General features: G+C 64.1%; 19 protein-coding genes and 1 other RNA gene. 18 read left to right on the top strand and 2 right to left on the bottom strand.

What is annotated here, in order from left to right:
- Positions 1 to 108: 108 nt before the first annotated feature.
- Complete coding sequence (locus ACVRRC_RS17940) at positions 109 to 471, bottom strand: YraN family protein (protein WP_011912257.1); 363 nt, start codon at positions 469 to 471, stop codon at positions 109 to 111.
- Positions 471 to 2,273: a penicillin-binding protein activator gene (locus ACVRRC_RS17935; RefSeq protein ID WP_019405593.1), complete on the bottom strand. Its 1,803-nt coding sequence runs from the start codon at positions 2,271 to 2,273 to the stop codon at positions 471 to 473. The genes ACVRRC_RS17940 and ACVRRC_RS17935 overlap by 1 nt, the downstream gene beginning before the upstream one ends.
- Positions 2,274 to 2,394: 121 nt before the next feature.
- Here ACVRRC_RS17935 and rsmI point away from each other — a divergent pair, with 121 nt between their 5' ends.
- From rsmI to lpxC, 18 genes are all read left to right on the top strand, one after another.
- Complete coding sequence (gene rsmI, locus ACVRRC_RS17930; RefSeq protein ID WP_472997324.1) at positions 2,395 to 3,258, top strand: 16S rRNA (cytidine(1402)-2'-O)-methyltransferase; 864 nt, start codon at positions 2,395 to 2,397, stop codon at positions 3,256 to 3,258.
- A gap of 62 nt (positions 3,259 to 3,320) precedes the next feature.
- Positions 3,321 to 3,680, top strand: an RNA gene (gene rnpB, locus ACVRRC_RS17925) — RNase P RNA component class A.
- Between the two features lie 292 nt (positions 3,681 to 3,972).
- Positions 3,973 to 4,428 carry a division/cell wall cluster transcriptional repressor MraZ gene (gene mraZ, locus ACVRRC_RS17920; protein WP_003281171.1) on the top strand — a complete coding sequence of 152 codons (456 nt, stop codon included), beginning with the start codon at positions 3,973 to 3,975 and terminating at the stop codon, positions 4,426 to 4,428.
- A complete protein-coding gene (gene rsmH, locus ACVRRC_RS17915) occupies positions 4,425 to 5,372 on the top strand; it encodes a 16S rRNA (cytosine(1402)-N(4))-methyltransferase RsmH (RefSeq protein ID WP_013981956.1) in 948 nt (315 codons plus the stop codon). The genes mraZ and rsmH overlap by 4 nt, the downstream gene beginning before the upstream one ends.
- Positions 5,369 to 5,659: a cell division protein FtsL gene (gene ftsL, locus ACVRRC_RS17910; RefSeq protein WP_013981957.1), complete on the top strand. Its 291-nt coding sequence runs from the start codon at positions 5,369 to 5,371 to the stop codon at positions 5,657 to 5,659. The genes rsmH and ftsL overlap by 4 nt, the downstream gene beginning before the upstream one ends.
- Positions 5,659 to 7,386, top strand: coding sequence for a peptidoglycan D,D-transpeptidase FtsI family protein (locus ACVRRC_RS17905; protein WP_011912263.1), 1,728 nt, complete (start codon positions 5,659 to 5,661; stop codon positions 7,384 to 7,386). Before ftsL ends, ACVRRC_RS17905 begins: the two co-directional genes overlap by 1 nt.
- On the top strand, positions 7,386 to 8,849 hold the full coding sequence (locus ACVRRC_RS17900) for a UDP-N-acetylmuramoyl-L-alanyl-D-glutamate--2,6-diaminopimelate ligase (protein WP_048328651.1): 1,464 nt from the start codon (positions 7,386 to 7,388) through the stop codon (positions 8,847 to 8,849). Before ACVRRC_RS17905 ends, ACVRRC_RS17900 begins: the two co-directional genes overlap by 1 nt.
- Positions 8,842 to 10,218 carry a UDP-N-acetylmuramoyl-tripeptide--D-alanyl-D-alanine ligase gene (locus tag ACVRRC_RS17895; protein WP_048328652.1) on the top strand — a complete coding sequence of 459 codons (1,377 nt, stop codon included), beginning with the start codon at positions 8,842 to 8,844 and terminating at the stop codon, positions 10,216 to 10,218. The genes ACVRRC_RS17900 and ACVRRC_RS17895 overlap by 8 nt, the downstream gene beginning before the upstream one ends.
- Positions 10,218 to 11,300, top strand: a complete 1,083-nt coding sequence (mraY, locus tag ACVRRC_RS17890) for a phospho-N-acetylmuramoyl-pentapeptide-transferase (RefSeq protein WP_011912266.1) — start codon at positions 10,218 to 10,220, stop codon at positions 11,298 to 11,300. Before ACVRRC_RS17895 ends, mraY begins: the two co-directional genes overlap by 1 nt.
- 6 nt (positions 11,301 to 11,306) lie before the next feature.
- Positions 11,307 to 12,650, top strand: coding sequence for a UDP-N-acetylmuramoyl-L-alanine--D-glutamate ligase (gene murD / locus ACVRRC_RS17885; RefSeq protein ID WP_472997323.1), 1,344 nt, complete (start codon positions 11,307 to 11,309; stop codon positions 12,648 to 12,650).
- A complete protein-coding gene (gene ftsW, locus ACVRRC_RS17880; protein WP_013981962.1) occupies positions 12,650 to 13,873 on the top strand; it encodes a putative lipid II flippase FtsW in 1,224 nt (407 codons plus the stop codon). The genes murD and ftsW overlap by 1 nt, the downstream gene beginning before the upstream one ends.
- Positions 13,863 to 14,933 carry an undecaprenyldiphospho-muramoylpentapeptide beta-N-acetylglucosaminyltransferase gene (gene murG / locus ACVRRC_RS17875; RefSeq protein ID WP_013981963.1) on the top strand — a complete coding sequence of 357 codons (1,071 nt, stop codon included), beginning with the start codon at positions 13,863 to 13,865 and terminating at the stop codon, positions 14,931 to 14,933. The genes ftsW and murG overlap by 11 nt, the downstream gene beginning before the upstream one ends.
- Complete coding sequence (murC, locus tag ACVRRC_RS17870) at positions 14,926 to 16,383, top strand: UDP-N-acetylmuramate--L-alanine ligase (RefSeq protein ID WP_011912270.1); 1,458 nt, start codon at positions 14,926 to 14,928, stop codon at positions 16,381 to 16,383. The genes murG and murC overlap by 8 nt, the downstream gene beginning before the upstream one ends.
- Complete coding sequence (locus ACVRRC_RS17865; protein WP_053527690.1) at positions 16,380 to 17,324, top strand: D-alanine--D-alanine ligase; 945 nt, start codon at positions 16,380 to 16,382, stop codon at positions 17,322 to 17,324. Before murC ends, ACVRRC_RS17865 begins: the two co-directional genes overlap by 4 nt.
- A 3-nt stretch (positions 17,325 to 17,327) precedes the next feature.
- Positions 17,328 to 18,185, top strand: a complete 858-nt coding sequence (locus tag ACVRRC_RS17860) for a cell division protein FtsQ/DivIB (protein WP_011912272.1) — start codon at positions 17,328 to 17,330, stop codon at positions 18,183 to 18,185.
- 12 nt (positions 18,186 to 18,197) lie between these two features.
- Entirely contained in the window at positions 18,198 to 19,445 is a 1,248-nt protein-coding gene (gene ftsA / locus ACVRRC_RS17855; RefSeq protein WP_011912273.1) for a cell division protein FtsA, read from the top strand.
- Positions 19,446 to 19,493: 48 nt separating this feature from the next.
- Positions 19,494 to 20,675, top strand: a complete 1,182-nt coding sequence (gene ftsZ, locus ACVRRC_RS17850; protein WP_011912274.1) for a cell division protein FtsZ — start codon at positions 19,494 to 19,496, stop codon at positions 20,673 to 20,675.
- Between the two features lie 115 nt (positions 20,676 to 20,790).
- Positions 20,791 to 21,702, top strand: a complete 912-nt coding sequence (lpxC, locus tag ACVRRC_RS17845) for a UDP-3-O-acyl-N-acetylglucosamine deacetylase (protein ID WP_013981967.1) — start codon at positions 20,791 to 20,793, stop codon at positions 21,700 to 21,702.
- Positions 21,703 to 21,770 lie beyond the last annotated feature (68 nt).

Here is a 21,770-nt window from a genome sequence, read left to right as displayed (position 1 = left end):
GGTTGACCTTCAAGGTGGCAGGCTCGCCCGAAAAAGCGGTCGGACGATGCACTTGCGGTTCGCTAGGGCCGGACGGCATCGCGCAGCGGTCGCCGCGCAGTGTTTCGTTCAGCTTTCAAATGCGTTGCGGATCCAGTTCAGGTCCTTTGCTTGGCCTGGCGCGGTGATGGCGACTACGTCGAAGCGGCAAGGGTGCTTGGCCCAGCGGCCATGTGCCTGCAGAAACAACTGGGCAGCCTTGATCAGCTTTTGCTGCTTGCGCACATCGACGCTTTCCAGGGCGCCGCCCCAGGCGGTATGCCGCCTGTAGCGGACTTCGACGAATACTACTGTATCGCCGTCGAGCATGACCAGATCGAGCTCGCCGCTGCGGCACGACCAGTTGCGTTCGAGTAGGCGCAGGCCGCTGTCGCTGAGATGCTGCAGGGCCAGTGCTTCGGCAGAGCGTCCGCTGCTCTGGCTTTCGCTCATTACTGCGGCTCGTCCAGCCGCTCTACGGCGCCATCGCGGAACTGTGCCCAGGGCAGCTGGCGCTCGATTCGCTGCTGTGGGTTCAGGCTTAGGGTGCCGGAAAGCCCATCGAGGTGAGTGTCCGGAAGGGCCAGCAACTGATTGAGTCGGGGTGCCAGCAGGTAGGCGTCGGCACCCATGGCATAGAGCCGGCCGAGGCTTCCGCCCGCTTGCGGCCATTTCTGCTCGACTTCCTGTCGAAGGGGCAGCTGGTCGTTCAGCAGCCATGGCGTCTCGGCAAAGCGGATCCCTTCAAGGTCGAGGTACTGCGTGCGGTCATGATTGGCCGCGTGCAGGTGGGATGTGGCGTATACCGGCAGGTCGCCCGCGTACTGGAAGATCAGGGTCGGCCTGACCTGCTGGGCCTGTTGTGGTGTGGCCGCCAGGAAGATGAAATCGACGTCCTGCCGACGTGTTGGCTGGCTGGCGGTGGATGCGTCTGTGATGCTGCTTACGCGTTGTCCGCGCTGCTCACTGTTGCGTAGCTGCAGCAGATCGGCGATCTGGTTGGCCAGCTGGACAGGTTCGGCCAATGGTTCGGATGCGACCAGCGTTCCGCCTGCTTCCTGCCAGCTCTGGCGGAAGGCTTCCAGAATCCTTGCGCCCCATTCTCCGCGAGGCGCCAGCGCGATTGCGCGGCGATGGCCGTCCGCCCACGCACGGCGAGCGACTTCGCGTGCTTCATCTTCTGCAGCCAGGCCGAACTGGAAGAGCTGAGGTGGTGTGCGCTGTCCGGCGTCGCTGTAGTTGAGTGCCAACGTGGTGATAGGCAGCTGATCACGTTCCGCGAGCTGGCGCACCAGGTCCTTTTCGAGCGGACCGACCACCAGCTGTACGCCAGCGGCCTGGGCTTGGCGATAGAAGTCGTCGATGGACTTCATCCGCGAGCTGTCATACAGCTCGATGCGCAGTTCGGCACCGGCCTGCTGTGCGTGCAGATGAGCAGCCAGGAAACCGTCGCGAAGGGCGCGAGCAACGCTCGCCAGTTGGCCTTCCATAGGCAGAAGCAGCGCTACGTGATTCAGCGGTTGATCGGCGAGTTCACGCAGCTTCTGCAGTGACTCCGGGAGCTGCTGCGCGGCGGGGTGCTGAGGGTTCTGCGCGATCCAGTCGTCGATCGCGCGTTGCTGCTGCGCGATGGTGCCGGCGCGTTTGAGCGAAAGCGCTAAGGCTTGCCAGCCGGCCAGATCGGTATCGGCGGCGCCTTGCAGTTGCTGCTCGGGAAGGGCGGACAGGAGTTTCCAGATGGTTTCGTGGTTGGCCTGCGCCTGCTCGCCGCTCAGCAGTGGCGCAGTGAATACGCGCTCACGGGCGGCTGCTAATGGCTTGTTGTTTGCCTCCAGTGCTTGGGCGCGAGCGAGCTGGCTGCGAATCTGCTGGCTGACGGGAAGCTCGCCCAGACGCTCGAATGACGGGTGCTGCAGCGCTTGTTCTGCCTTTTCGGGCTCCCCGTCGGCGAGTGCGATTTCGGCCTGCAGCGTCAGTGCGAAAATTTGCTGCGCAGGCTTCAGTGCGTCCAGTTGAACCTGCTGCAGAATGCTGCGGGCTTGCGCGCGGTTGCCCTGCTGAATGCTCTGGTCGGCAGCTGCCAGGCGCAGCTGGGCGGCCTGTTCGGCGTCGCTCTGCTCAGCCTGCTTCAACAGTTGCTGAGTGGATGCCTGCGGCGTCCGGGGCAGTTCGCCGAGCGTGGACGAGGGGGAGCTGGAGCAGGCTGCGAGCAGGGTGGCGACGCAGAGGAGAAGGAGGGGGCGTAAGCAAGCCATTGGTTAATCGTTCCTGAAAGCACTGCGAGTGTCGGCCGATTGTACCCAACCACCGAAGGGGCCGCGATGTTGCGGCGGTGAATCGGGCTACAATGCGCATTTCCTGTTTGAGGTAAGCCCTGTGACTGCCAGCGGTGGTGCGAATTCCGGAGTGGGTACGCTTTATGTCGTCGCCACGCCGATCGGCAATCTGGAGGACATCAGCGCCAGGGCGCTGCGTGTACTTCGCGAGGTGGCGCTTATCGCCGCCGAGGACACTCGCCACTCCTCGCGGCTGCTGGCGCACTTCGGTATCCAGACGCCGCTGGCCGCTTGTCATGAGCATAACGAGCGCAACGAAGGGGGGCGGTTCATCGAGCGACTCCAGGCAGGGGGTGACGTGGCGCTGATCTCCGATGCCGGCACGCCCTTGATCTCCGATCCTGGCTACCATCTGGTGCGTCAGGCCCGGGCGGCAGGAGTGGTTGTCGTCCCGGTGCCGGGGGCCTGCGCACTGATAGCCGCTCTCTCGGCGGCGGGTTTGCCGTCGGACCGTTTCATCTTCGAGGGGTTTCTTCCCGCCAAGGCGGCTGCGCGACGTACACGTCTCGAGGCGCTGAAGGAGGAGCCGCGTACGCTGATCTTCTATGAAGCCCCACATCGCATACTCGAGTCGCTGGGAGATTTCGAGAATGTGTTCGGTGGTGAGCGCATGGCGGTGCTTGGGCGCGAGCTGACGAAGGCCTTCGAGACCTTGAAGGGCTTGCCGTTGGGGGCTTTACGCGCTTGGGTCGAGGCGGACAGCAACCAGCAGCGAGGCGAATGCGTGCTGCTGGTGGAAGGGTGGGAGGCGCCGCAAGGCGAGAGCGCGGTGAGTGCCGAAGCGCTGCGGGTGCTCGATCTGTTATTGGCAGAAATGCCGCTCAAGCGCGCTGCTGCCGTCGCGGCCGACATCACTGGCGTGCGCAAGAATCTGCTGTATCAGGCGGCGCTAGAGCGCAAGTAGCAAGGCGCCCTGCCGGCGTTTCGCTTGCGGCATGGTGCGCGCGACGGTACTCTGGCGGCCGGAGAGTCGATCGGACAGTCGCTGTCTCTTTTTGTTCCGGCAAGAAGGGAGGGAGGAAAGTCCGGGCTCCATAGGGCAAAGTGCCAGGTAACGCCTGGGAGGCGTGAGCCTACGGAAAGTGCCACAGAAAATAACCGCCTAAGCGCTTCGGCGCCGGTAAGGGTGAAAAGGTGCGGTAAGAGCGCACCGCACGGCTGGCAACAGTCCGTGGCTAGGTAAACCCCACTTGGAGCAAGACCAAATAGGGATCCATTGGCGTGGCCCGCGCTGGATCCGGGTAGGTTGCTAGAGGCAGTCAGTGATGGCTGTCGTAGAGGAATGGCTGTCCTCGACAGAACCCGGCTTATAGATCGACTCTCCGTTTCTTCCTTCCGTAATCTCCGTTTTTAATTCCGAAAGATTCTTGCTCTTAACAAAGTACTTTAACTTTGTTGAGTAACTCCGTGCTGCTCCTAAAAAGCCATTCTGGGCCTGTCCGCTTTTCCCCATTTATCCCCACCTGACATCGCTAAATTGCCGCTCCGTAAGGCTTTTTCCCGCTGGGCTCGCCTTGACGGTGGGGCGGCTGCGTTTCTATAGTGCGCACAAGTGGTAGGAAGTGGCAGAAAGTGGGTAAATATGGGCATGGATAGCTAATTCAGGGGAAGCGCAAGCGTGTTTCGCGGAGCTAACGCCATCAGTCTCGACGCCAAAGGCCGGCTAGCCATGCCCAGCCGGTACCGTGACGAGCTGAATTCCCGTGGCGATGGCCAGCTGATCATCACGATCGACGCCGTGGACCGCTGCTTGTGCATATATCCGCTGCCCGAGTGGGAACTCATCGAGGCGAAACTTCGTGAGTTGCCTTCCCTGCGAGAAGAGGCCCGCCGCCTGCAGCGTCTGTTGATCGGCAACGCGGTCGACCTGGAAATGGATGGCAGCGGTCGAGTGGTCGTGCCGCCGCGTCTGCGTGAATACGCCCGGCTGGACAAGCGCGCGATGTTGGTGGGGCAGCTCAACAAGTTTCAACTGTGGAACGAGGACGACTGGAACGCGATTTCTGACGCGGACCTGGCGGCCATCAAGCAACCCGGCGGTCTGCCGGAAGAACTACGTGACCTTATCCTGTGAGCCAGATCAGCAGCCTGCGACATATCACCGTGTTGCTCGACGAAGCCGTCGCGGCGCTGAACGTGCGCGCCGATGGTCGCTATCTGGACGGGACCTTCGGGCGGGGCGGCCATAGCCGGCTACTTCTGCAACAGCTCGGTCCTAATGGCCAGTTGCTGGGGTTCGACAAGGACCCATTAGCTATCGCTACGGGACAAGCGCTGGCGGCCGAGGACGGCCGCTTTGTCGTTGTGCAGAGAAGTTTTGCCGAGCTCGGTGACGAAGTCGCGCAACGCGGCTGGACGGGGGGTGTGAGCGGCATTCTGCTTGATCTGGGCGTGTCGTCGCCTCAGCTGGACGACCCCATTCGCGGCTTCAGTTTTCTGAACGACGGCCCCCTGGACATGCGCATGGATCCGAGTCGTGGCGTGAGTGCGGCCGAATGGATTGCCTCGGCCGATGAGGACGAGATCGCACGGGTGTTCAAGGACTACGGTGAAGAGCGTTTCGCCAAACGTATGGCTCGTGCAGTGGTGCAGCGGCGCGCTGAGGCACCCTTCGAGCGAACCGCCGATCTGGCCAAGGTGCTGACCGACGCCAATCCAGCCTGGGAGAAAGGCAAGAACCCGGCAACACGGGCCTTCCAGGGGCTGCGCATTCATATCAACAACGAGCTGGGCGATCTGGAGTGTGGTCTCGACGCAGCGCTGGAAGCGCTGGAAGTGGGCGGTCGCCTGGTCGTCATCAGCTTCCATTCGCTGGAAGATCGCATCGTCAAACAGTTCATGCGTCGGCACGCCAAGGGCGAGGCAGACAAGCTGCCGCGTGACCTGCCAATCATCCCGAAGGCCTTCGAGCCGCGTCTGAAGCTGATCGGCAAGCCGCAATACGCATCCGAAGCGGAAGTGAAAGCCAATCCACGCTCGCGCAGCGCTGTCATGCGTGTCGCGGAGAAAGTGCGATGAGCCGCGTTCTGCGTGCCATGCCCAATGGCAGCCTGCTGATGCTGGTGCTGTTCGTCAGCGTTCTCCTGTCGGCGATCGCGGTTGCCTACTGCGCGCATTGGAACCGTCAGCTGTTGAACGAGCTGTATGGCGAACTCAGCGTGCGTGACAAGGCTCAGGCCGAATGGGGACGACTGATTCTCGAGCAGAGCACCTGGACGGCACACAGCCGCATCGAGACGCTGGCTACCGAGCAGCTGCGCATGCACATTCCTGCGGCGGCAGACGTCCGATTGGTGAAGCCATGATGAGTCTTCAGGGCGCGCTTTATCCCTGGCGCTTTCGCATCGTTCTCGCGCTGCTGGCGTTGCTGGTGGGCGTGATCGCCTGGCGCATCGTCGATCTGCAGGTCATGGATCAGGGCTTCCTGAAAGGCCAGGGCGACGCGCGCAGCGTTCGCCATATTCCGATTCCCGCGCACCGGGGTCTGATCACCGATCGTAACGGCGAGCCGCTCGCCGTAAGCACGCCTGTGACCACTCTTTGGGGCAACCCCAAGGAGCTACAGGCCGCGCGCGCCCGCTGGCCAGAACTCGCCAAGGCGCTCGGGCAGGACGCAGCGGTGCTGAGCGAACGGCTGCAATCGCAAGCCTCGCGCGAATTCATGTACCTGGTGCGCGGCCTGACGCCGGAGCAGGGCCAGGAAATTCTCGACCTGAAGATTCCCGGCGTTTACGCGCAGGAGGAGTTCCGTCGCTTCTATCCGGCAGGCGAAGTGGCAGCGCACGTAGTCGGCTTCACCGACATCGACGATCGCGGTCGTGAAGGCATGGAACTGGCCTATGACGAGTGGCTGGCCGGTGTCCCGGGCAAGCGCCAGGTGCTCAAGGACCGCCGCGGGCGCCTGATCAAGGACGTCCAGGTCACCAAGAACGCCAAGCCCGGCAAGGCCATGGCGCTGTCGATCGACCTGCGCCTGCAGTACCTCGCCCACAGCGAGCTGCGCAACGTCGTGCATGAATACGGTGCCAAGGCGGCAAGCCTGGTGATGGTGGACGTCAAGACTGGCGAGATCCTCGCCATGGCCAACCAGCCGACCTACAACCCGAACAACCGCCGCAACCTGCAGCCGGCGGCGATGCGCAACCGCGCCATGATCGACGTCTTCGAGCCGGGCTCGACGGTCAAGCCGTTCAGCATCGCGGCGGCACTGGCGACCGGCAAGTACCAGCCCGATTCGGTGGTCAACACGCTGCCGGGCTGGATGCGCATCGGCCGCTATACCATCCGCGACGTGTCCCGCGGCGGCATGCTGTCGCTGACCGGAATCCTGATGAAGTCGAGCAACGTCGGCATCAGCAAGATCGCCCTGGATATAGGTGCCGAGCCGGTTTACGCGGTGATGCAGCAGGCCGGCTTCGGCCAGGATACCGGCCTGGGCTTCCCTGGCGAGCGCGTTGGCAACCTGCCCAACCATCGCAAGTGGCGGGATGCGGAAACCGCGTCCCTGGCCTACGGCTACGGCCTTTCCGTGACGGCAGTACAGCTGGCGCACGCCTATGCCGTGCTGGGCAACCAAGGCACCAACGTGCCGCTCTCCTTGTTGCGCCTGGATCGCGCGCAGGACGGCGTGCAAGTTATCGACAAGCAGATTTCCGGCACCGTGCTGCAGATGCTGCGGGCGGTGGTCGAGGAGGAAGGCGGCGGTGGCGCGCGGGCCAAGGTGCCGGGCTACCACGTCGGCGGCAAGAGCGGTACCGCGAAGAAGATCTCCGGTACCGGTGGCTATACCAAGGATGCTTACCGTTCGTTCTTCGCCGGCGTCGCGCCGCTTTCCAACCCGCGAATCGCCGCGGTGGTCGTCGTGGACGAGCCGAGCAAGGGTCAGTATTACGGTGGTCTGGTGGCCGCTCCGGTGTTCGGCAAGGTCATGGCGCGCGCACTGCGCCTGATGAATGTCGCGCCGGACAACCTGCCGCCGCCCGCCGAGCTGCAGACCGCGGAAGCGGCCAAAGGCAAGGGAGGGCGCAGCTGATGCCGATGCCATTGAATCACCTGCTGCCACACGCCGGCAGCGACGTCCTGATCCGCGAGCTGACGCTCGACAGCCGCAAGGTTCGTGGCGGCGACCTGTTCCTGGCGGTGCCGGGGCTGCAGCATGACGGGCGCGATCACGTACAGGATGCCATTGCCCGCGGCGCCGCTGCGGTCGCTTACGAATCCGAAGGGCTGGATCAGGCGCTGACCGGTGCCGCGGTGATGGTGCCGGTGCATCACCTGGCCGGTCAGCTCTCGGCCATAGCCGGGCGCTTCTACGGTGAGCCCAGCCGCAACCTGCGTCTGGTCGGTGTCACCGGAACCAACGGCAAGACCAGCGTCAGCCAGCTGATCGCCCAGGCCCTCGACCGTCTCGGCGAACCCTGCGGGATCATCGGCACCCTGGGCACCGGTTTCTACGGTCAGCTGGAAATGGGGCGGCATACCACGCCGGATGCGATCGGCGTTCAGGCGACCCTCGCTCAGCTGAAGCAGGAAGGCGCACGCGCCGTGGCGATGGAGGTGTCGTCCCATGGCCTCGATCAGGGCCGCGTCGCCGCACTGGAGTTCGACGTCGCTGTCTTTACCAACCTGTCGCGCGACCATCTCGATTACCACGGCACCATGGAAGCCTACGGCGCTGCCAAGGCTCGGCTGTTCGGCGTGCCTGGTCTGAGCTGTCGGGTGATCAATCTCGACGATGGCTTCGGCCGTGCGCTGGCCGGTGAGGAGCGCGAATCGCGGCTGATCAGCTACAGCCTGGAAGACGCCTCTGCCTACCTGTACTGCCCCGAGGCGCAGCTCGACGATGACGGCATTCATGCGCGGCTGATCACCCCGCAGGGTGAGCGCTCGCTGCGCAGCCCGCTACTGGGCCGCTTCAACGTCAGCAACGTGCTCGCCGCCGTTGGCGCCTTGCTCGGTATGGACTACCCGCTGGACGAGATCCTCGCCGTGCTGCCGGAGCTTGAAGGCCCGGCCGGCCGCATGCAGCGTCTGGGCGGCGGCGACCGGCCACTGGTGGTGGTCGATTACGCCCATACCCCCGACGCTCTGGAAAAGGTGCTTACTGCACTACGTCCGCACGCACGTGGTCGCTTGCTCTGCCTGTTCGGCTGCGGTGGTGATCGCGACACCGGCAAGCGCCCACTCATGGCCGAGGTCGCCGAGCGGCTGGCCGATGGGGTTGTGGTTACCGATGACAACCCGCGCAACGAGGCGCCGGAACGCATTCTCGACGATATCCGCAGTGGCTTCGTCAATCCGGAAGCGGTGACCTTTGTGCAGGGTCGCGCCCAGGCGATTGCCCGGCTCATCGCGGCCGCCAATGCCAGCGATGTGGTAGTGCTCGCTGGCAAGGGCCACGAGGACTATCAGGAAATTCGCGGCGAGCGGCTGCCGTTCTCCGATATCGAGGAAGCCTGTACCGCACTGTCCACCTGGGAGAAGCCCGATGCTTGAAGCCATGCGACTGAGCGAGCTGCAGCTGCCGTTGTCCGGCCGTCTGGTGGGGGCCGATGCCAGCTTCTCTGCGGTCAGCACTGACAGCCGGGCGATCCAGCCGGGGCAGCTGTTCATTGCGCTGGCCGGTCCGCGCTTCGATGGTCATGCCTATCTCGCCGAGGTGGCCGCCAAAGGCGCGGTGGCGGCTCTGGTCGCACGCGAAGTCGAGGGCGCGCCGCTGCCGCAGCTGGTTGTCGCCGATACTCGCCTGGCGCTGGGGCGTCTGGGGGCGCTCAACCGTGAGGCCTTCAAAGGGCCAGTCGCCGCCATCACCGGCTCGAGTGGCAAGACCAGCGTCAAGGAAATGCTCGCCAGCATTCTGCGCAGTGCTCACGGGCACGACGCCGTGCTGGCTACGCGCGGCAATCTGAACAACGACCTCGGTGCGCCACTGACGCTGCTGGAACTGAGCGCCGAACACCGCAGCGCGGTCATCGAGCTCGGCGCCTCGCGAGTGGGTGACATCGCTTACACCGTCAGCCTGGTGCGCCCGGATGTCAGCCTGATCACCAACGCCGGAACCGCCCATGTCGGCGAATTCGGCGGCCCGGAAAAGATCGTTCAGGCCAAGGGCGAGATTCTCGACGGCCTGAGCGCAACCGGCACCGCCGTGCTGAATCGTGACGACAAGGCCTACCCGATCTGGGCCGAGCGTGTGGCTGGCAAGCGCATCGTGTCGTTCGGTCTGGACAACCCGCTTGCCGATTTTTCCGCTGGTTCGATCGCCTACGACCAGCGCGGTTGCCCGAATTTCGTACTGACCGGCCCGCTGGGCAACCTGCGCGTGCAGCTCAACCTGCTGGGCCGCCACAACGTGGCCAATGCGCTGGCTGCCGCCGCCGCCGCCCACGCCTTGGGCATCACCGCAGAAGCTGTCGTGGCCGGTTTGCAGGGCCTGCAACCCGTCAAGGGGCGTGCCGTGGCGCAGATGCTCGCCAATGGTGTGCGTCTCATCGACGACAGCTACAACGCCAACCCCGCGTCGATCTGCGCCGCGATCGACGTGCTTGCCAGTTTCGCCGGGCGCACCATTCTCGTCCTGGGGGACATGGGTGAGCTGGGCGAGTGGGCCGAGCAGGGGCACCGCGATGTCGGTGCCTACGCGGCGGGCAAGGTCGACACCCTCTATGCCGTTGGGCCACTGATGGCCCATGCGGTCGCCGCTTTCGGGCAGGGTGCCCGGCATTTCCCTGATCAGGCCAGCCTGATCGAAAGCCTGCGTGCTGAGCAGGGCAGCGGCACCACCATTCTGATCAAGGGCTCGCGTAGCGCGGCGATGGACAAAGTCGTCGATGCGCTCGCTGGGCCATCCATGGAGAAACACTGATGCTGCTGCTGCTCGCCGAGTATCTGCAACAGTTCCACAAGGGCTTCGCGGTCTTCCAGTACCTGTCGCTGCGTGGAATCCTCGGCGTCCTCACCGCGCTGGTACTGTCGCTGTGGATGGGCCCGTGGCTGATCCGCACCCTCCAGTTGCGCCAGATCGGCCAGGCGGTGCGTACCGACGGACCGCAGTCGCATCTGTCGAAATCCGGCACGCCCACCATGGGTGGCGCGCTGATCCTCAGTGCCATCGGCATTTCCACGCTACTCTGGGCCGACCTGGCCAACCGCTACGTGTGGGTAGTGCTGGCGGTGACATTGCTGTTCGGCGCCATCGGGTGGGTCGATGACTACCGCAAGGTGATCGAGAAGAACTCGCGCGGGTTGCCAAGCCGCTGGAAGTATTTCTGGCAGTCGGTGTTCGGCCTCGGTGCGGCGATCTTCCTTTATATGACTGCGCAGACGCCGGTTGAAACGACGCTGATCCTGCCGCTGCTGAAGAACATCGAGATCCCGCTGGGCATCGGTTTCGTGATTCTCACCTATTTCGTCATCGTTGGTTCGAGCAATGCGGTCAACCTCACCGACGGCCTCGACGGCCTGGCGATCATGCCGACCGTGATGGTTGGCGGCGGTCTGGGCATCTTCTGTTACCTCTCCGGTAACGTGAATTTCGCCGAGTATCTGCTGATCCCCTACATCCCCGGTTCCGGAGAACTCATTGTCTTCTGCGGCGCGCTGATCGGTGCCGGCCTCGGCTTCCTCTGGTTCAACACCTATCCGGCGCAGGTCTTCATGGGCGACGTCGGCGCGCTGGCATTGGGCGCGGCGCTGGGCACCATTGCCGTGATCGTCCGCCAGGAAGTGGTGCTGTTCATCATGGGCGGCGTGTTCGTGATGGAAACGCTGTCGGTGATGATCCAGGTCGCCAGCTTCAAGCTCACCGGCAAACGCGTTTTCCGCATGGCGCCGATCCATCACCATTTCGAACTCAAGGGCTGGCCCGAACCCCGGGTGATCGTGCGCTTCTGGATCATTACCGTGATCCTGGTGCTCGTCGGCCTTGCCACCCTGAAACTGAGGTAACCGAGAGTGCTCATCGCTTCCGACCAGTTCCGCATCGTTGTCGGCCTCGGCAAGAGCGGCATGTCCCTGGTTCGCCACCTGGCGCGCCGCGGGCTGCCGTTTGCCGTGGTGGACACTCGTGCGAACCCGCCGGAACTGGCCACGCTGAAGGCCGAGTACCCGGATGTGCAGGTACGCTGCGGCGAACTGGATGTGGATTTCCTCTGTACCGCCAGCGAGCTGCTGGTGAGCCCCGGGCTTGCGGTCAGCACGCCGGCGTTGCAGGAAGCCGCGGCACGGGGCGTCAAGCTGTCGGGGGACATCGAGCTGTTCGCCCGCGAAGCCAAGGCACCCATCGTCGCGATCACCGGCTCCAATGCCAAGAGCACTGTGACCACTTTGGTCGGCGAGATGGCCGCGGCAGCCGGGCGTACCGTGGCGGTCGGCGGCAATCTGAGCACTCCAGCGCTCGATCTGCTTGCCGATGATGTCGATCTCTACGTACTGGAGCTTTCCAGCTTCCAGCTGGAAACCACCGAGCAGCTCAATGCCGAAGTGGCCACCTGCCTGAACATCAGCGAAGACCACATGGACCGCTACAGTGGGCTGCCGGCTTATCACCAGGCCAAGCACCGCATCTTCCGTGGCGCGCGCCAGGTGGTCGTCAATAGGGATGACCGCCTCAGCCGGCCGTTGGTGGGTGAGGATGTGCCGACCTGGACCTTCGGGCTCGGCAAGCCGGACTTCAAGGGCTTCGGGCTGTTCGAGGAAAAAGGCGAGAAGTACCTGGCGTTCCAGTTCGAGGCACTGATGCCGGTGCGCGAACTGAAGATGCGCGGTGCGCATAATCAGTCCAACGCCTTGGCTGCGTTGGCACTCGGGCACGCGGTGGGGCTGCCGTTCGGCCCCATGCTGGATACGCTGCGTCGTTTCACCGGTTTGCCGCACCGTTGCCAGTGGGTCGGTGAGCGTGCCGGTGTCAGCTATTACGACGACTCCAAGGCCACCAACGTCGGTGCTGCGCTGGCAGCGATCGAAGGCCTCGGCGCCGACATCGACGGCAAGCTGGTGCTGATCGCCGGCGGCGACGGCAAGGGCGCCGACTTCTCCGCGCTGCGCGCTCCCGTGGCGCGTTACTGCCGAGCCGTGGTGCTGCTCGGTCGCGACGCCCCGCGTCTGGCCGAGGCGCTGGGCGAAGCGACGGTGCTGATCCGCGTCGCCAGCCTGGAAGAGGCTGTACAGCGCGCCGCCGAATGTGCGGAGTCGGGCGATGCGGTACTGCTTTCGCCGGCCTGCGCCAGCCTGGACATGTTCAAGAACTTCGAGGAGCGCGGTCGTCTCTTCGCCGCTGCGGTGGAGGCGCTCGACTGATGCTCGCCTTCCTGCGCCAAGCCCCTTCGCCCCTGTACGGCCGCCGTGGTGTGGACCTGGACTTCCCCATGCTGGCCGGTTGTCTGGCGCTGCTTGGTCTCGGCCTGGTGATGATCACCTCGGCGTCGTCCGAGGTGGCGGCGGTCAACTCCGGCAATCCGCTGTACCACATGATTCGCCACCTGATCTATGTGGTGCTGGGGCTGGGTGCCGGCGCCGCGATGCTGCTGGTACCGCTTTCGTTCTGGCAGCGGATGGACTGGATGCTGCTCCTGGCGGCCTTCGGGCTGTTGATCCTGGTGCTGCTGCCGGGCATCGGTCGCGAGGTCAATGGTTCCATGCGCTGGATCGGCTTCGGCGCGTTCAACGTGCAGCCGTCGGAGCTGGCCAAGGTATTCGTGGTGATCTACCTGGCCGGTTATCTGGTGCGCCGGCAGGAGGAAGTTCGCGAGAGCCTGTGGGGCTTCGCCAAGCCGTTCCTGGTGCTGCTGCCAATGGCGTTCCTGCTGTTGCTGGAGCCCGACTTCGGGGCGACGGTGGTGATGATGGGCGCTGCGGTGGCCATGCTGTTCCTCGGCGGGGTCGGAATGATCCGCTTCAGCCTGCTGGTGATCGCCGCGGTCGGCGCAGTGGTGGTCCTGGTGCAGACTCAGGAATACCGCCTGCAGCGCCTGATCACTTTTACCGACCCCTGGGCCGACCAGTATGGTGCCGGCTATCAGCTGACCCAGGCGCTGATCGCCTTCGGACGTGGCGAATGGTTCGGCGTCGGCCTCGGCAACAGCGTACAGAAGCAGTTCTACCTGCCCGAAGCGCACACCGACTTCGTGTTTTCGGTACTTGCCGAAGAGCTGGGCATGATCGGCGCGCTGGCGACCATCGCCCTGTTTGCCTTCGTCGGCGTGCGTGCCCTCTACATCGGACTCTGGGCAGAGAAGGCTCGGCAGTTCTTCGCCGCCTATGTCGCCTGGGGTCTGGCGTTCCTCTGGCTCGGTCAGTTCCTGATCAACGTCGGGGTGAATGTCGGCCTGTTGCCGACCAAGGGCCTGACGCTGCCCTTCCTCAGTTACGGTGGCAGCTCGCTGGTGGTGACCTGCGCGAGCATGGCGCTGCTGCTGCGCATCGAGTGGGAAAGCCGCACCGTACTGGGCAGCGAGGACACCGAGTTCGACGAGTCCGACTTTGCCGAGCCCTCGGCCAAGGAGGTCGCTCATGGCCGCTAATGTCCTGATCATGGCCGGCGGTACCGGTGGGCACGTATTCCCTGCGTTGGCCTGCGCGCGCGAGTTCCAGGCGCGTGGCTATGCCGTGCATTGGCTCGGCACGCCGCGTGGCATCGAGAACGAACTGGTGCCTGCTGCCGGGCTGCCATTGCATCTGATTCAGGTCAGTGGACTGCGCGGCAAAGGCCTAGCGTCGCTGATCAAGGCTCCGCTGCAGCTGGTCCGCTCGCTGTTCCAGGCGCGCCGCATCATCCGCGAGCTGCGTCCGGTCTGCGTGCTGGGGCTTGGCGGCTACGTCACCGGTCCCGGCGGGCTGGCGGCCAAACTGGCCGGCGTGCCGCTGGTGATCCACGAGCAGAACGCCGTGGCCGGTACCGCCAACCGCAGCCTGGTGCCGTTGGCCAGCCGGGTCTGCGAGGCCTTCCCGGATACCTTCAGTTCCAGCGCCAAGCGCCGGACAACCGGCAACCCGGTGCGGGAGGAACTGTTTCTGGAAACCCCGCGCGACAGCCTGGCTCATCGTCGGCCGCGTCTGCTGGTGCTGGGCGGCAGCCTGGGTGCCGAACCGCTGAACAAGCTGTTGCCCGCAGCGCTGGCGCAGGTCCCCGCCGAACTGCGGCCGGAAGTGTTCCACCAGGCCGGCAAACAGCACGCCGAAATCACCGAGCAGCGCTATGCCGAGGCGGGCGTCGAGGCCGAGGTTGCGCCCTTCATCAAGGACATGGCGCGGGCTTACGCCTGGGCCGATCTGGTGATCTGCCGCGCCGGCGCACTCACCGTGTGCGAGCTGGCCGCCGCCGGGCTGCCGTCGTTCCTGGTGCCGTTGCCTCACGCGATCGACGATCACCAGACCCGCAATGCCGAATATCTGGCGAAGGAGGGCGCTGCCGTCCTTCTGCCACAAGCCAAGACTGACGCGGCCGCGCTCGCCGCTCAGCTGACCGAGGTAATGATGCAGCCGGAAAAACTCAAGGCCATGGGGGCCACCGCGCGCCGCCTGGCCCGGCCCGACGCCACCCGCAGCGTGGTCGATATCTGCCTGGAGGTGGCCCATGGCTAAGTCTCCCGCTGCGGTGAAAGCCGAAGTACGCCGCATGCGGCGCATCCGCCGCATTCATTTCGTTGGCATCGGCGGGGTCGGCATGTGCGGCATCGCCGAAGTGCTGCTCAACCTCGGCTACGAGGTGTCCGGCTCGGACCTCAAGGAATCGGCCAGTACCGAGCGCCTGCAGAGCTTCGGCGCACAGATCTTCATCGGCCACCAGGCCGGCAATGTCGCCGGTGCCGACGTGCTGGTGGTGTCCAGTGCGATCAATTCGGCCAATCCGGAAGTGGCCCTGGCCCTGGAACAGCGCATCCCGGTGGTGCCGCGGGCCGAGATGCTCGCCGAGTTGATGCGCTACCGGCATGGCATCGCCGTCGCCGGAACCCATGGCAAGACCACCACCACCAGCTTGCTGGCTTCGGTGTTCGCGGCAGGCGGGCTCGATCCGACATTCGTCATCGGTGGCCGTCTGACCGCGGCCGGTACCAATGCCCAGCTGGGCAGCAGCCGTTACCTGATCGCCGAAGCGGACGAAAGCGACGCCAGCTTCCTCCACCTGCAGCCGATGGTGGCGGTGGTGACCAACATCGACGCCGACCACATGAGCACCTATGGCGGCGACTTCGGCAAGCTGAAGAAGACCTTCGTCGAGTTCCTGCACAACCTGCCGTTCTACGGCCTGGCGGTGCTCTGCGTCGACGATCCGGTGGTGCGCGAGATCATTCCGCAGATCGGCCGTCCGACTACCACCTACGGTTTCAGTGAAGACGCCGACGTGCGTGCCATCAACGTTCGTCAGGAAGGCATGCGCACCTATTTCACCGTGCTGCGCGACGGCTGCGAACCGCTGGACGTCTCGGTGCACATGCCCGGCAACCACAACGTGCTCAATGCCCTGGCCACCATCGCCATCGCCACCGACGAGGGCATCGATGACGAAGCCATCGTCCAGGGCCTGGCCGAGTTCGCCGGCGTCGGCCGCCGTTTCCAGGTCTACGGCAATCTGCCGGTGGACGGCGGCAGCGTGATGCTGGTGGACGACTACGGCCACCACCCGCGGGAGGTCGCTGCGGTGATCAAGGCGGTACGTGGTGGCTGGCCGGAGCGGCGCCTGGTGATGGTCTACCAGCCACACCGCTACAGCCGTACCCGGGACCTCTACGACGACTTCGTGCAGGTGCTCGGCGAATCCAACGTGCTGCTGCTGATGGAGGTCTACCCGGCCGGTGAAGAGCCCATCCCCGGTGCCGACAGTCGTCAGCTGTGCCACAGCATCCGCCAGCGCGGTCAGCTCGACCCCATCTATGTCGAGCGTGGCGTCGATCTGGCGCCGCTGGTCAAGCCGCTGCTGCGTGCCGGTGACATCCTGCTCTGCCAGGGCGCCGGTGATATCGGCGGGCTGGCTCCGCAACTTCTCAAGAGTCCCCTGTTCGGTGGCGATGACGCCGCAAGGAAAACCAAATGATGGCTTTGCAATCGACGCGCGACCCCAAGGAATTCGGCCGCGTCGCCGTGCTCTTCGGCGGCAAGAGCGCCGAGCGCGAGGTCTCCCTCAAGTCCGGCGCTGCCGTGCTCGCCGCATTGCAGGCGGCGGGTGTGGATGCCTTCGGTATCGATGCCGGTGATGGCCTGCTGCAGCGCCTGAGCAGCGAGCGGATCGACCGTGCCTTTATCGTCCTGCACGGCCGCGGTGGCGAAGACGGCAGCATGCAGGGGCTGCTGGAGTGTGCCGGCATTCCTTACACCGGCAGCGGCATCCTCGCTTCGGCGCTGGCCATGGACAAGCTGCGCACCAAGCAGGTCTGGCAGAGCCTCGGCCTGCCAACGCCGCGGCACGCGGTGCTGGCCAGCGAAGCCGACTGCCAGGCCGCGGCCCAGACGCTGGGCTTTCCGCTGATCGTCAAGCCGGCGCACGAGGGATCGAGCATCGGTATGGCCAAGGTTGGCGATGTCGCCGAGCTGATCGCCGCCTGGCGCGCAGCGAGCGCCTATGACGCGCAGGTGCTGGTTGAACAGTGGATCCAGGGCCCCGAGTTCACCGTGGCGGTGCTGCACGGTGAGGTCCTGCCGCCGATTGGCCTGGGCACGCCGCATACCTTTTACGACTACGACGCCAAGTACCTGGCCTCCGATACCCAGTACCGCATCCCCTGCGGGCTGGACGCGGCCCGCGAAGAAGCACTCAAGGTGCTCTCGGCGCGTGCCTGCGAGGCGGTGGGTATTCGCGGTTGGGCGCGGGTGGACGTGATGCAGGATGCCGAGGGCAACTTCTGGCTGCTGGAAGTGAACACCGTGCCGGGCATGACCGATCACAGCCTGGTGCCGATGGCGGCGCGTGCCGCCGGGCTGGATTTCCAGCAGCTGGTGCTGAGCATTCTCGACGACAGCCTCGAGGCGGGGAACTGAGCCATGATCACCACGCTGCGTCATTCGCAACCCGGCAACGGACGTGCCTCGCGCAAGCCCGTGCAACGGGGTGCGAGCCGCCTGGTGACGCCGCAGCCGCTGTCGCAGCGCCTGCCCAGGCCCAGCCTTGCCGGTCTGAAGCGTTTCGTCTGGCCGGTGCTGCTGGTCGGCCTGGCGGTCGGGCTGTACGAACTGGGCGAGCGCCTGCTGCCCTATGCCGACCGGCCGATCGCCAAGGTCAGCGTCCAAGGCGAGCTGGGTTACGTAAGCCGCGAGGCGGTTCAGCAGCGCATCGCGCCTTTCGTCGAGCAGAGCTTCTTCAAGGTTGATCTGAACGGCATGCGTCACCAACTCGAACAGATGCCATGGATTGCCCATGTCGAGGTTCGCCGCGTCTGGCCCGATCAGGTGATGGTGCGTCTGGATGAGCAATTGCCGATTGCCCGTTGGGGGGGCGAAGCATTGCTTAACAATAAAGGCCAGGCTTTCTCGCCGGATGACCTGAGCCGATATGAACACTTGCCACATTTGTATGGTCCGAAGCGGGCCCAACAGCGGGTCATGCAGCAATACCAGATGCTCAGCCAGATGCTGCGCCCGCTGGGGTTCTCCATTTCCCGTCTCGAGCTGCGTGAACGTGGAAGCTGGTTCCTGACCACCAACCAGGGCATCGAGTTGTTGCTGGGGCGGGACCAGGTAGTAGAAAAAATGCGTCGCTTCACTGCCATTTATCAAAAGGCACTGGAGCAGGAAAGCGAGAAAATCGCACGGATCGATCTGCGCTATGCGAACGGCCTGGCAGTCGCCTGGCATGAGCCGATCCCGACTGCGACGGATACGACCGTCGCTGCGAAGAATTGAGGAATGAAACACATGTCGAGCGTGCAAAGCGGCAAGATGATCGTCGGCCTGGACATCGGCACCTCCAAGGTGGTGGCGCTGGTGGGCGAGGTGACCGCCGATGGTGAACTGGAAATCGTGGGCATCGGTACCCATCCTTCGCGCGGCCTGAAGAAGGGCGTGGTGGTGAACATCGAATCCACCGTGCAGTCGATCCAGCGCGCCATCGAAGAAGCCCAGCTGATGGCTGGCTGCCGCATCCATTCAGCCTTCGTCGGTCTGGCCGGCAATCACATCCGCAGCCTGAACTCCCACGGCATCGTGGCCATCCGCGACCGCGAGGTGAGTACCGCCGATCTGGAGCGTGTGCTCGACGCGGCGCAGGCGGTTGCCATTCCTGCCGATCAGCGCGTGCTGCACACCCTGCCGCAGGACTACGTGATCGACAACCAGGAGGGCGTGCGTGAACCGTTGGGCATGTCCGGCGTGCGTCTGGAGGCCAAGGTGCACGTAGTCACCTGTGCGGTGAACGCTGCGCAGAATGTCGAGAAGTGCGTGCGCCGCTGCGGTCTGGAAGTGGACGATATCATTCTCGAGCAACTGGCTTCGGCGCACGCCGTGCTGACCGATGACGAGAAGGAGCTGGGCGTCTGCCTGGTGGATATCGGCGGGGGCACCACCGACATCTGCATCTTCACCGAGGGCGCGATCCGCCATACGGCCGTGATCCCGATCGCCGGCGACCAGGTCACCAACGACATCGCGATGGCCCTGCGTACGCCGACCCAGTATGCCGAGGAGATCAAGATTCGTTATGCTTGCGCGCTGGCCAAGCTGGCTGGCGCGGGCGAGACCATCAAGGTCCCCAGCGTTGGCGATCGCCCTCCGCGTGAACTGTCCCGGCAGGCCCTGGCAGAGGTGGTAGAGCCGCGTTACGACGAGCTCTTCACCCTGATCCAGGCCGAGCTGCGGCGCAGCGGTTACGAGGATCTGGTCCCGGCCGGGATCGTTCTCACCGGCGGTACAGCGAAGATGGAAGGAGCCGTCGACCTGGCCGAGGAAATCTTTCACATGCCGGTGCGCCTTGGCGTGCCGCACAGCGTCAAGGGACTGGCCGACGTAGTACGCAATCCAATCTATTCGACGGGCGTGGGCCTGCTGCTGTACGGACTGCACAAGCAGGCCGACGGCGTTCCCGTGCCTGGACTCGGCAACTTTGCCGACGAATCAAAGGCGTCTGTTCTGGATCGGCTCAAGGGTTGGATCCAGGGCAATTTTTAAGCAGTGCGCTGTAAAACCAAAACTAGAAAGCTGGAAGGAGAGAGGGAAATGTTCGAACTCGTAGATCATACCCCGCAAAGTGCAGTCATCAAGGTCATCGGCGTTGGTGGCGGCGGCGGCAATGCCGTGAACCACATGGTTCGCAACAACGTCGAAGGCGTCGAATTCATCTGCGCCAACACCGATGCGCAGGCTCTGAAAAAGGTCGAGGCGCGTACCGTGCTGCAGCTCGGCTCGGCTATCACCAAGGGCCTGGGCGCCGGCACCAATCCGGACATCGGCCGTCAGGCTGCGATGGAAGATCGCGAGCGCATCGCCGAAGTGCTGGAAGGCGCTGACATGGTGTTCATCACCACTGGCATGGGTGGCGGTACCGGTACCGGTGCTGCACCGATCATCGCTTCGGTCGCCAAGGAAATGGGCATCCTGACCGTCGCCGTGGTCACTCGGCCGTTCCCCTTCGAAGGCCGCCGCCGCATGCAGGTTGCCGACGAGGGTATCCGCGCACTGTCCGAGTGTGTCGACTCGCTGATCACCATTCCCAACGAGAAGTTGCTGACCATCCTCGGCAAGGACGCGAGCCTGCTGGCCGCCTTTGCCAAGGCTGATGACGTGCTGACCGGCGCGGTGCGCGGCATCTCCGACATCATGCAGCGTCCGGGCCTGATGAACGTCGACTTCGCCGACGTGAAGACTGTCATGGGCGAAATGGGCATGGCCATGATGGGCACCGGTTGCTCCACCGGCCCGAACCGCGCGCGTGAAGCGACCGAAGCGGCCATCCGCAACCCGCTGCTGGAAGACGTCAACCTGCAGGGTGCACGTGGCATTCTGGTCAACATCACCGCCGGTCTGGACCTGTCGCTCGGCGAGTACGCCGCAGTGGGCGAGATCATCGAGGCCTTCGCTTCCGATGAAGCTACCGTCAAGGTTGGTGCCGTGATCGATCCGGACATGGCTGACGAGCTGCATGTCACCGTGGTCGCCACCGGCCTGGGTCCGCGCAACGAGAAGCCGGTCAAGGTCATCGACAATACCGTGCAGACCGTCGCCGCTGCCGCTCCGGCCCCGCGCCAGCAGGAGCAGGCTGCCGTGAACTACCGCGATCTGGAGCGCCCGACCGTCATGCGCAACCAGGCCCATGCAGCGGCCACCGCTGCCAAGCTGAATCCGCAGGAGGATCTGGATTATCTGGATATTCCGGCGTTCCTGCGTCGTCAGGCCGATTGATTGAAGTTATCAGGAGTATTGGTGTGATTGGTGTTCAGCAAAGTTGGCATCTGCTATTATCGCCGCCAATTGTTGAAAACTATTCGCAACTAGTGCTACAGCGAAGCAAAAGGCCATGATCAGACAACGCACCCTGAAGAACATCATTCGCGCCACCGGCGTCGGCTTGCATTCGGGAGAGAAGGTTTATCTCACCCTGAAACCGGCACCGGTGGACACCGGGATCGTGTTCTGTCGCACCGACCTCAATCCGCCTGTGGAGATTCCCGCGCGGGCCGAGAATGTTGGCGAAACCACCATGTCCACGACGCTGGTCAACGGTGACGTCAAGGTCGACACTGTGGAGCATCTGCTTTCGGCAATGGCCGGCCTGGGGATCGACAACGCCTACGTCGAACTCTCCGCGTCGGAAGTGCCGATCATGGACGGCAGCGCTGGGCCTTTCGTATTCCTGATTCAATCCGCCGGCCTGCAGGAGCAGGACGCCCACAAGAAGTTCATCCGCATCAAGCGTGAAGTGACGGTCGAGGAGGGCGACAAGCGCGCGACCTTCCTGCCTTTCGACGGCTTCAAGGTGAGCTTCGAGATCGATTTCGATCACCCGGTTTTCAAGGGTCGCACCCAGACTGCCAGTGTGGACTTCTCAAGCACTTCCTTCGTCAAGGAAGTCAGCCGTGCACGTACCTTCGGGTTCATGCGCGACATCGAGTTTCTCCGCTCGCACAATCTGGCGCTCGGCGGCAGTGTTGAGAACGCCATCGTGGTGGACGAAACCAGTGTGCTCAACGAAGACGGTCTGCGTTACGAGGACGAATTCGTGAAGCACAAGATTCTCGATGCCATCGGTGATCTGTACTTGCTGGGCACCAGTCTGATCGGCGAATTCCGCGGCTATAAATCCGGCCACGCGTTGAACAACCGTTTGCTCCGCACCCTGATGGCACAGAAGGATGCGTGGGAACTGGTGACCTTCGATGACCCGCAGACCGCACCGATCTCCTACATGCGTCCGGTGGCAGCCGGCTAAGCTGTACCTCTCTTCCTAGATTTAAGGCCACCCTCGGGTGGCCTTTTTTTTTTTTGTGGCAGAGCCGG

It is taken from the genome of Stutzerimonas sp. LR2 (genome assembly GCF_055755175.1).
Note: the sequence above shows the minus strand (reverse complement) of the source record. Positions and strands in the feature narration are given on the sequence as shown.

What these genes read in the sequence shown, in the direction of transcription:
- ACVRRC_RS17940 (WP_011912257.1), bottom strand. Translation starts at nt 471, where the DNA reads ATGAGCGAAAGCCAGAGCAGCGGACGCTCTGCCGAAGCACTGGCCCTG.
- ACVRRC_RS17935 (WP_019405593.1), bottom strand. Translation starts at nt 2,273, where the DNA reads ATGGCTTGCTTACGCCCCCTCCTTCTCCTCTGCGTCGCCACCCTGCTC.
- ftsL (WP_013981957.1), top strand. Translation starts at nt 5,369, where the DNA reads ATGAGCCGCGTTCTGCGTGCCATGCCCAATGGCAGCCTGCTGATGCTG.
- ACVRRC_RS17905 (WP_011912263.1), top strand. Translation starts at nt 5,659, where the DNA reads ATGAGTCTTCAGGGCGCGCTTTATCCCTGGCGCTTTCGCATCGTTCTC.
- ACVRRC_RS17900 (WP_048328651.1), top strand. Translation starts at nt 7,386, where the DNA reads ATGCCGATGCCATTGAATCACCTGCTGCCACACGCCGGCAGCGACGTC.
- ACVRRC_RS17895 (WP_048328652.1), top strand. Translation starts at nt 8,842, where the DNA reads ATGCTTGAAGCCATGCGACTGAGCGAGCTGCAGCTGCCGTTGTCCGGC.
- mraY (WP_011912266.1), top strand. Translation starts at nt 10,218, where the DNA reads ATGCTGCTGCTGCTCGCCGAGTATCTGCAACAGTTCCACAAGGGCTTC.
- ftsW (WP_013981962.1), top strand. Translation starts at nt 12,650, where the DNA reads ATGCTCGCCTTCCTGCGCCAAGCCCCTTCGCCCCTGTACGGCCGCCGT.
- murG (WP_013981963.1), top strand. Translation starts at nt 13,863, where the DNA reads ATGGCCGCTAATGTCCTGATCATGGCCGGCGGTACCGGTGGGCACGTA.
- murC (WP_011912270.1), top strand. Translation starts at nt 14,926, where the DNA reads ATGGCTAAGTCTCCCGCTGCGGTGAAAGCCGAAGTACGCCGCATGCGG.
- ACVRRC_RS17865 (WP_053527690.1), top strand. Translation starts at nt 16,380, where the DNA reads ATGATGGCTTTGCAATCGACGCGCGACCCCAAGGAATTCGGCCGCGTC.
- ACVRRC_RS17860 (WP_011912272.1), top strand. Translation starts at nt 17,328, where the DNA reads ATGATCACCACGCTGCGTCATTCGCAACCCGGCAACGGACGTGCCTCG.
- ftsA (WP_011912273.1), top strand. Translation starts at nt 18,198, where the DNA reads ATGTCGAGCGTGCAAAGCGGCAAGATGATCGTCGGCCTGGACATCGGC.
- ftsZ (WP_011912274.1), top strand. Translation starts at nt 19,494, where the DNA reads ATGTTCGAACTCGTAGATCATACCCCGCAAAGTGCAGTCATCAAGGTC.
- lpxC (WP_013981967.1), top strand. Translation starts at nt 20,791, where the DNA reads ATGATCAGACAACGCACCCTGAAGAACATCATTCGCGCCACCGGCGTC.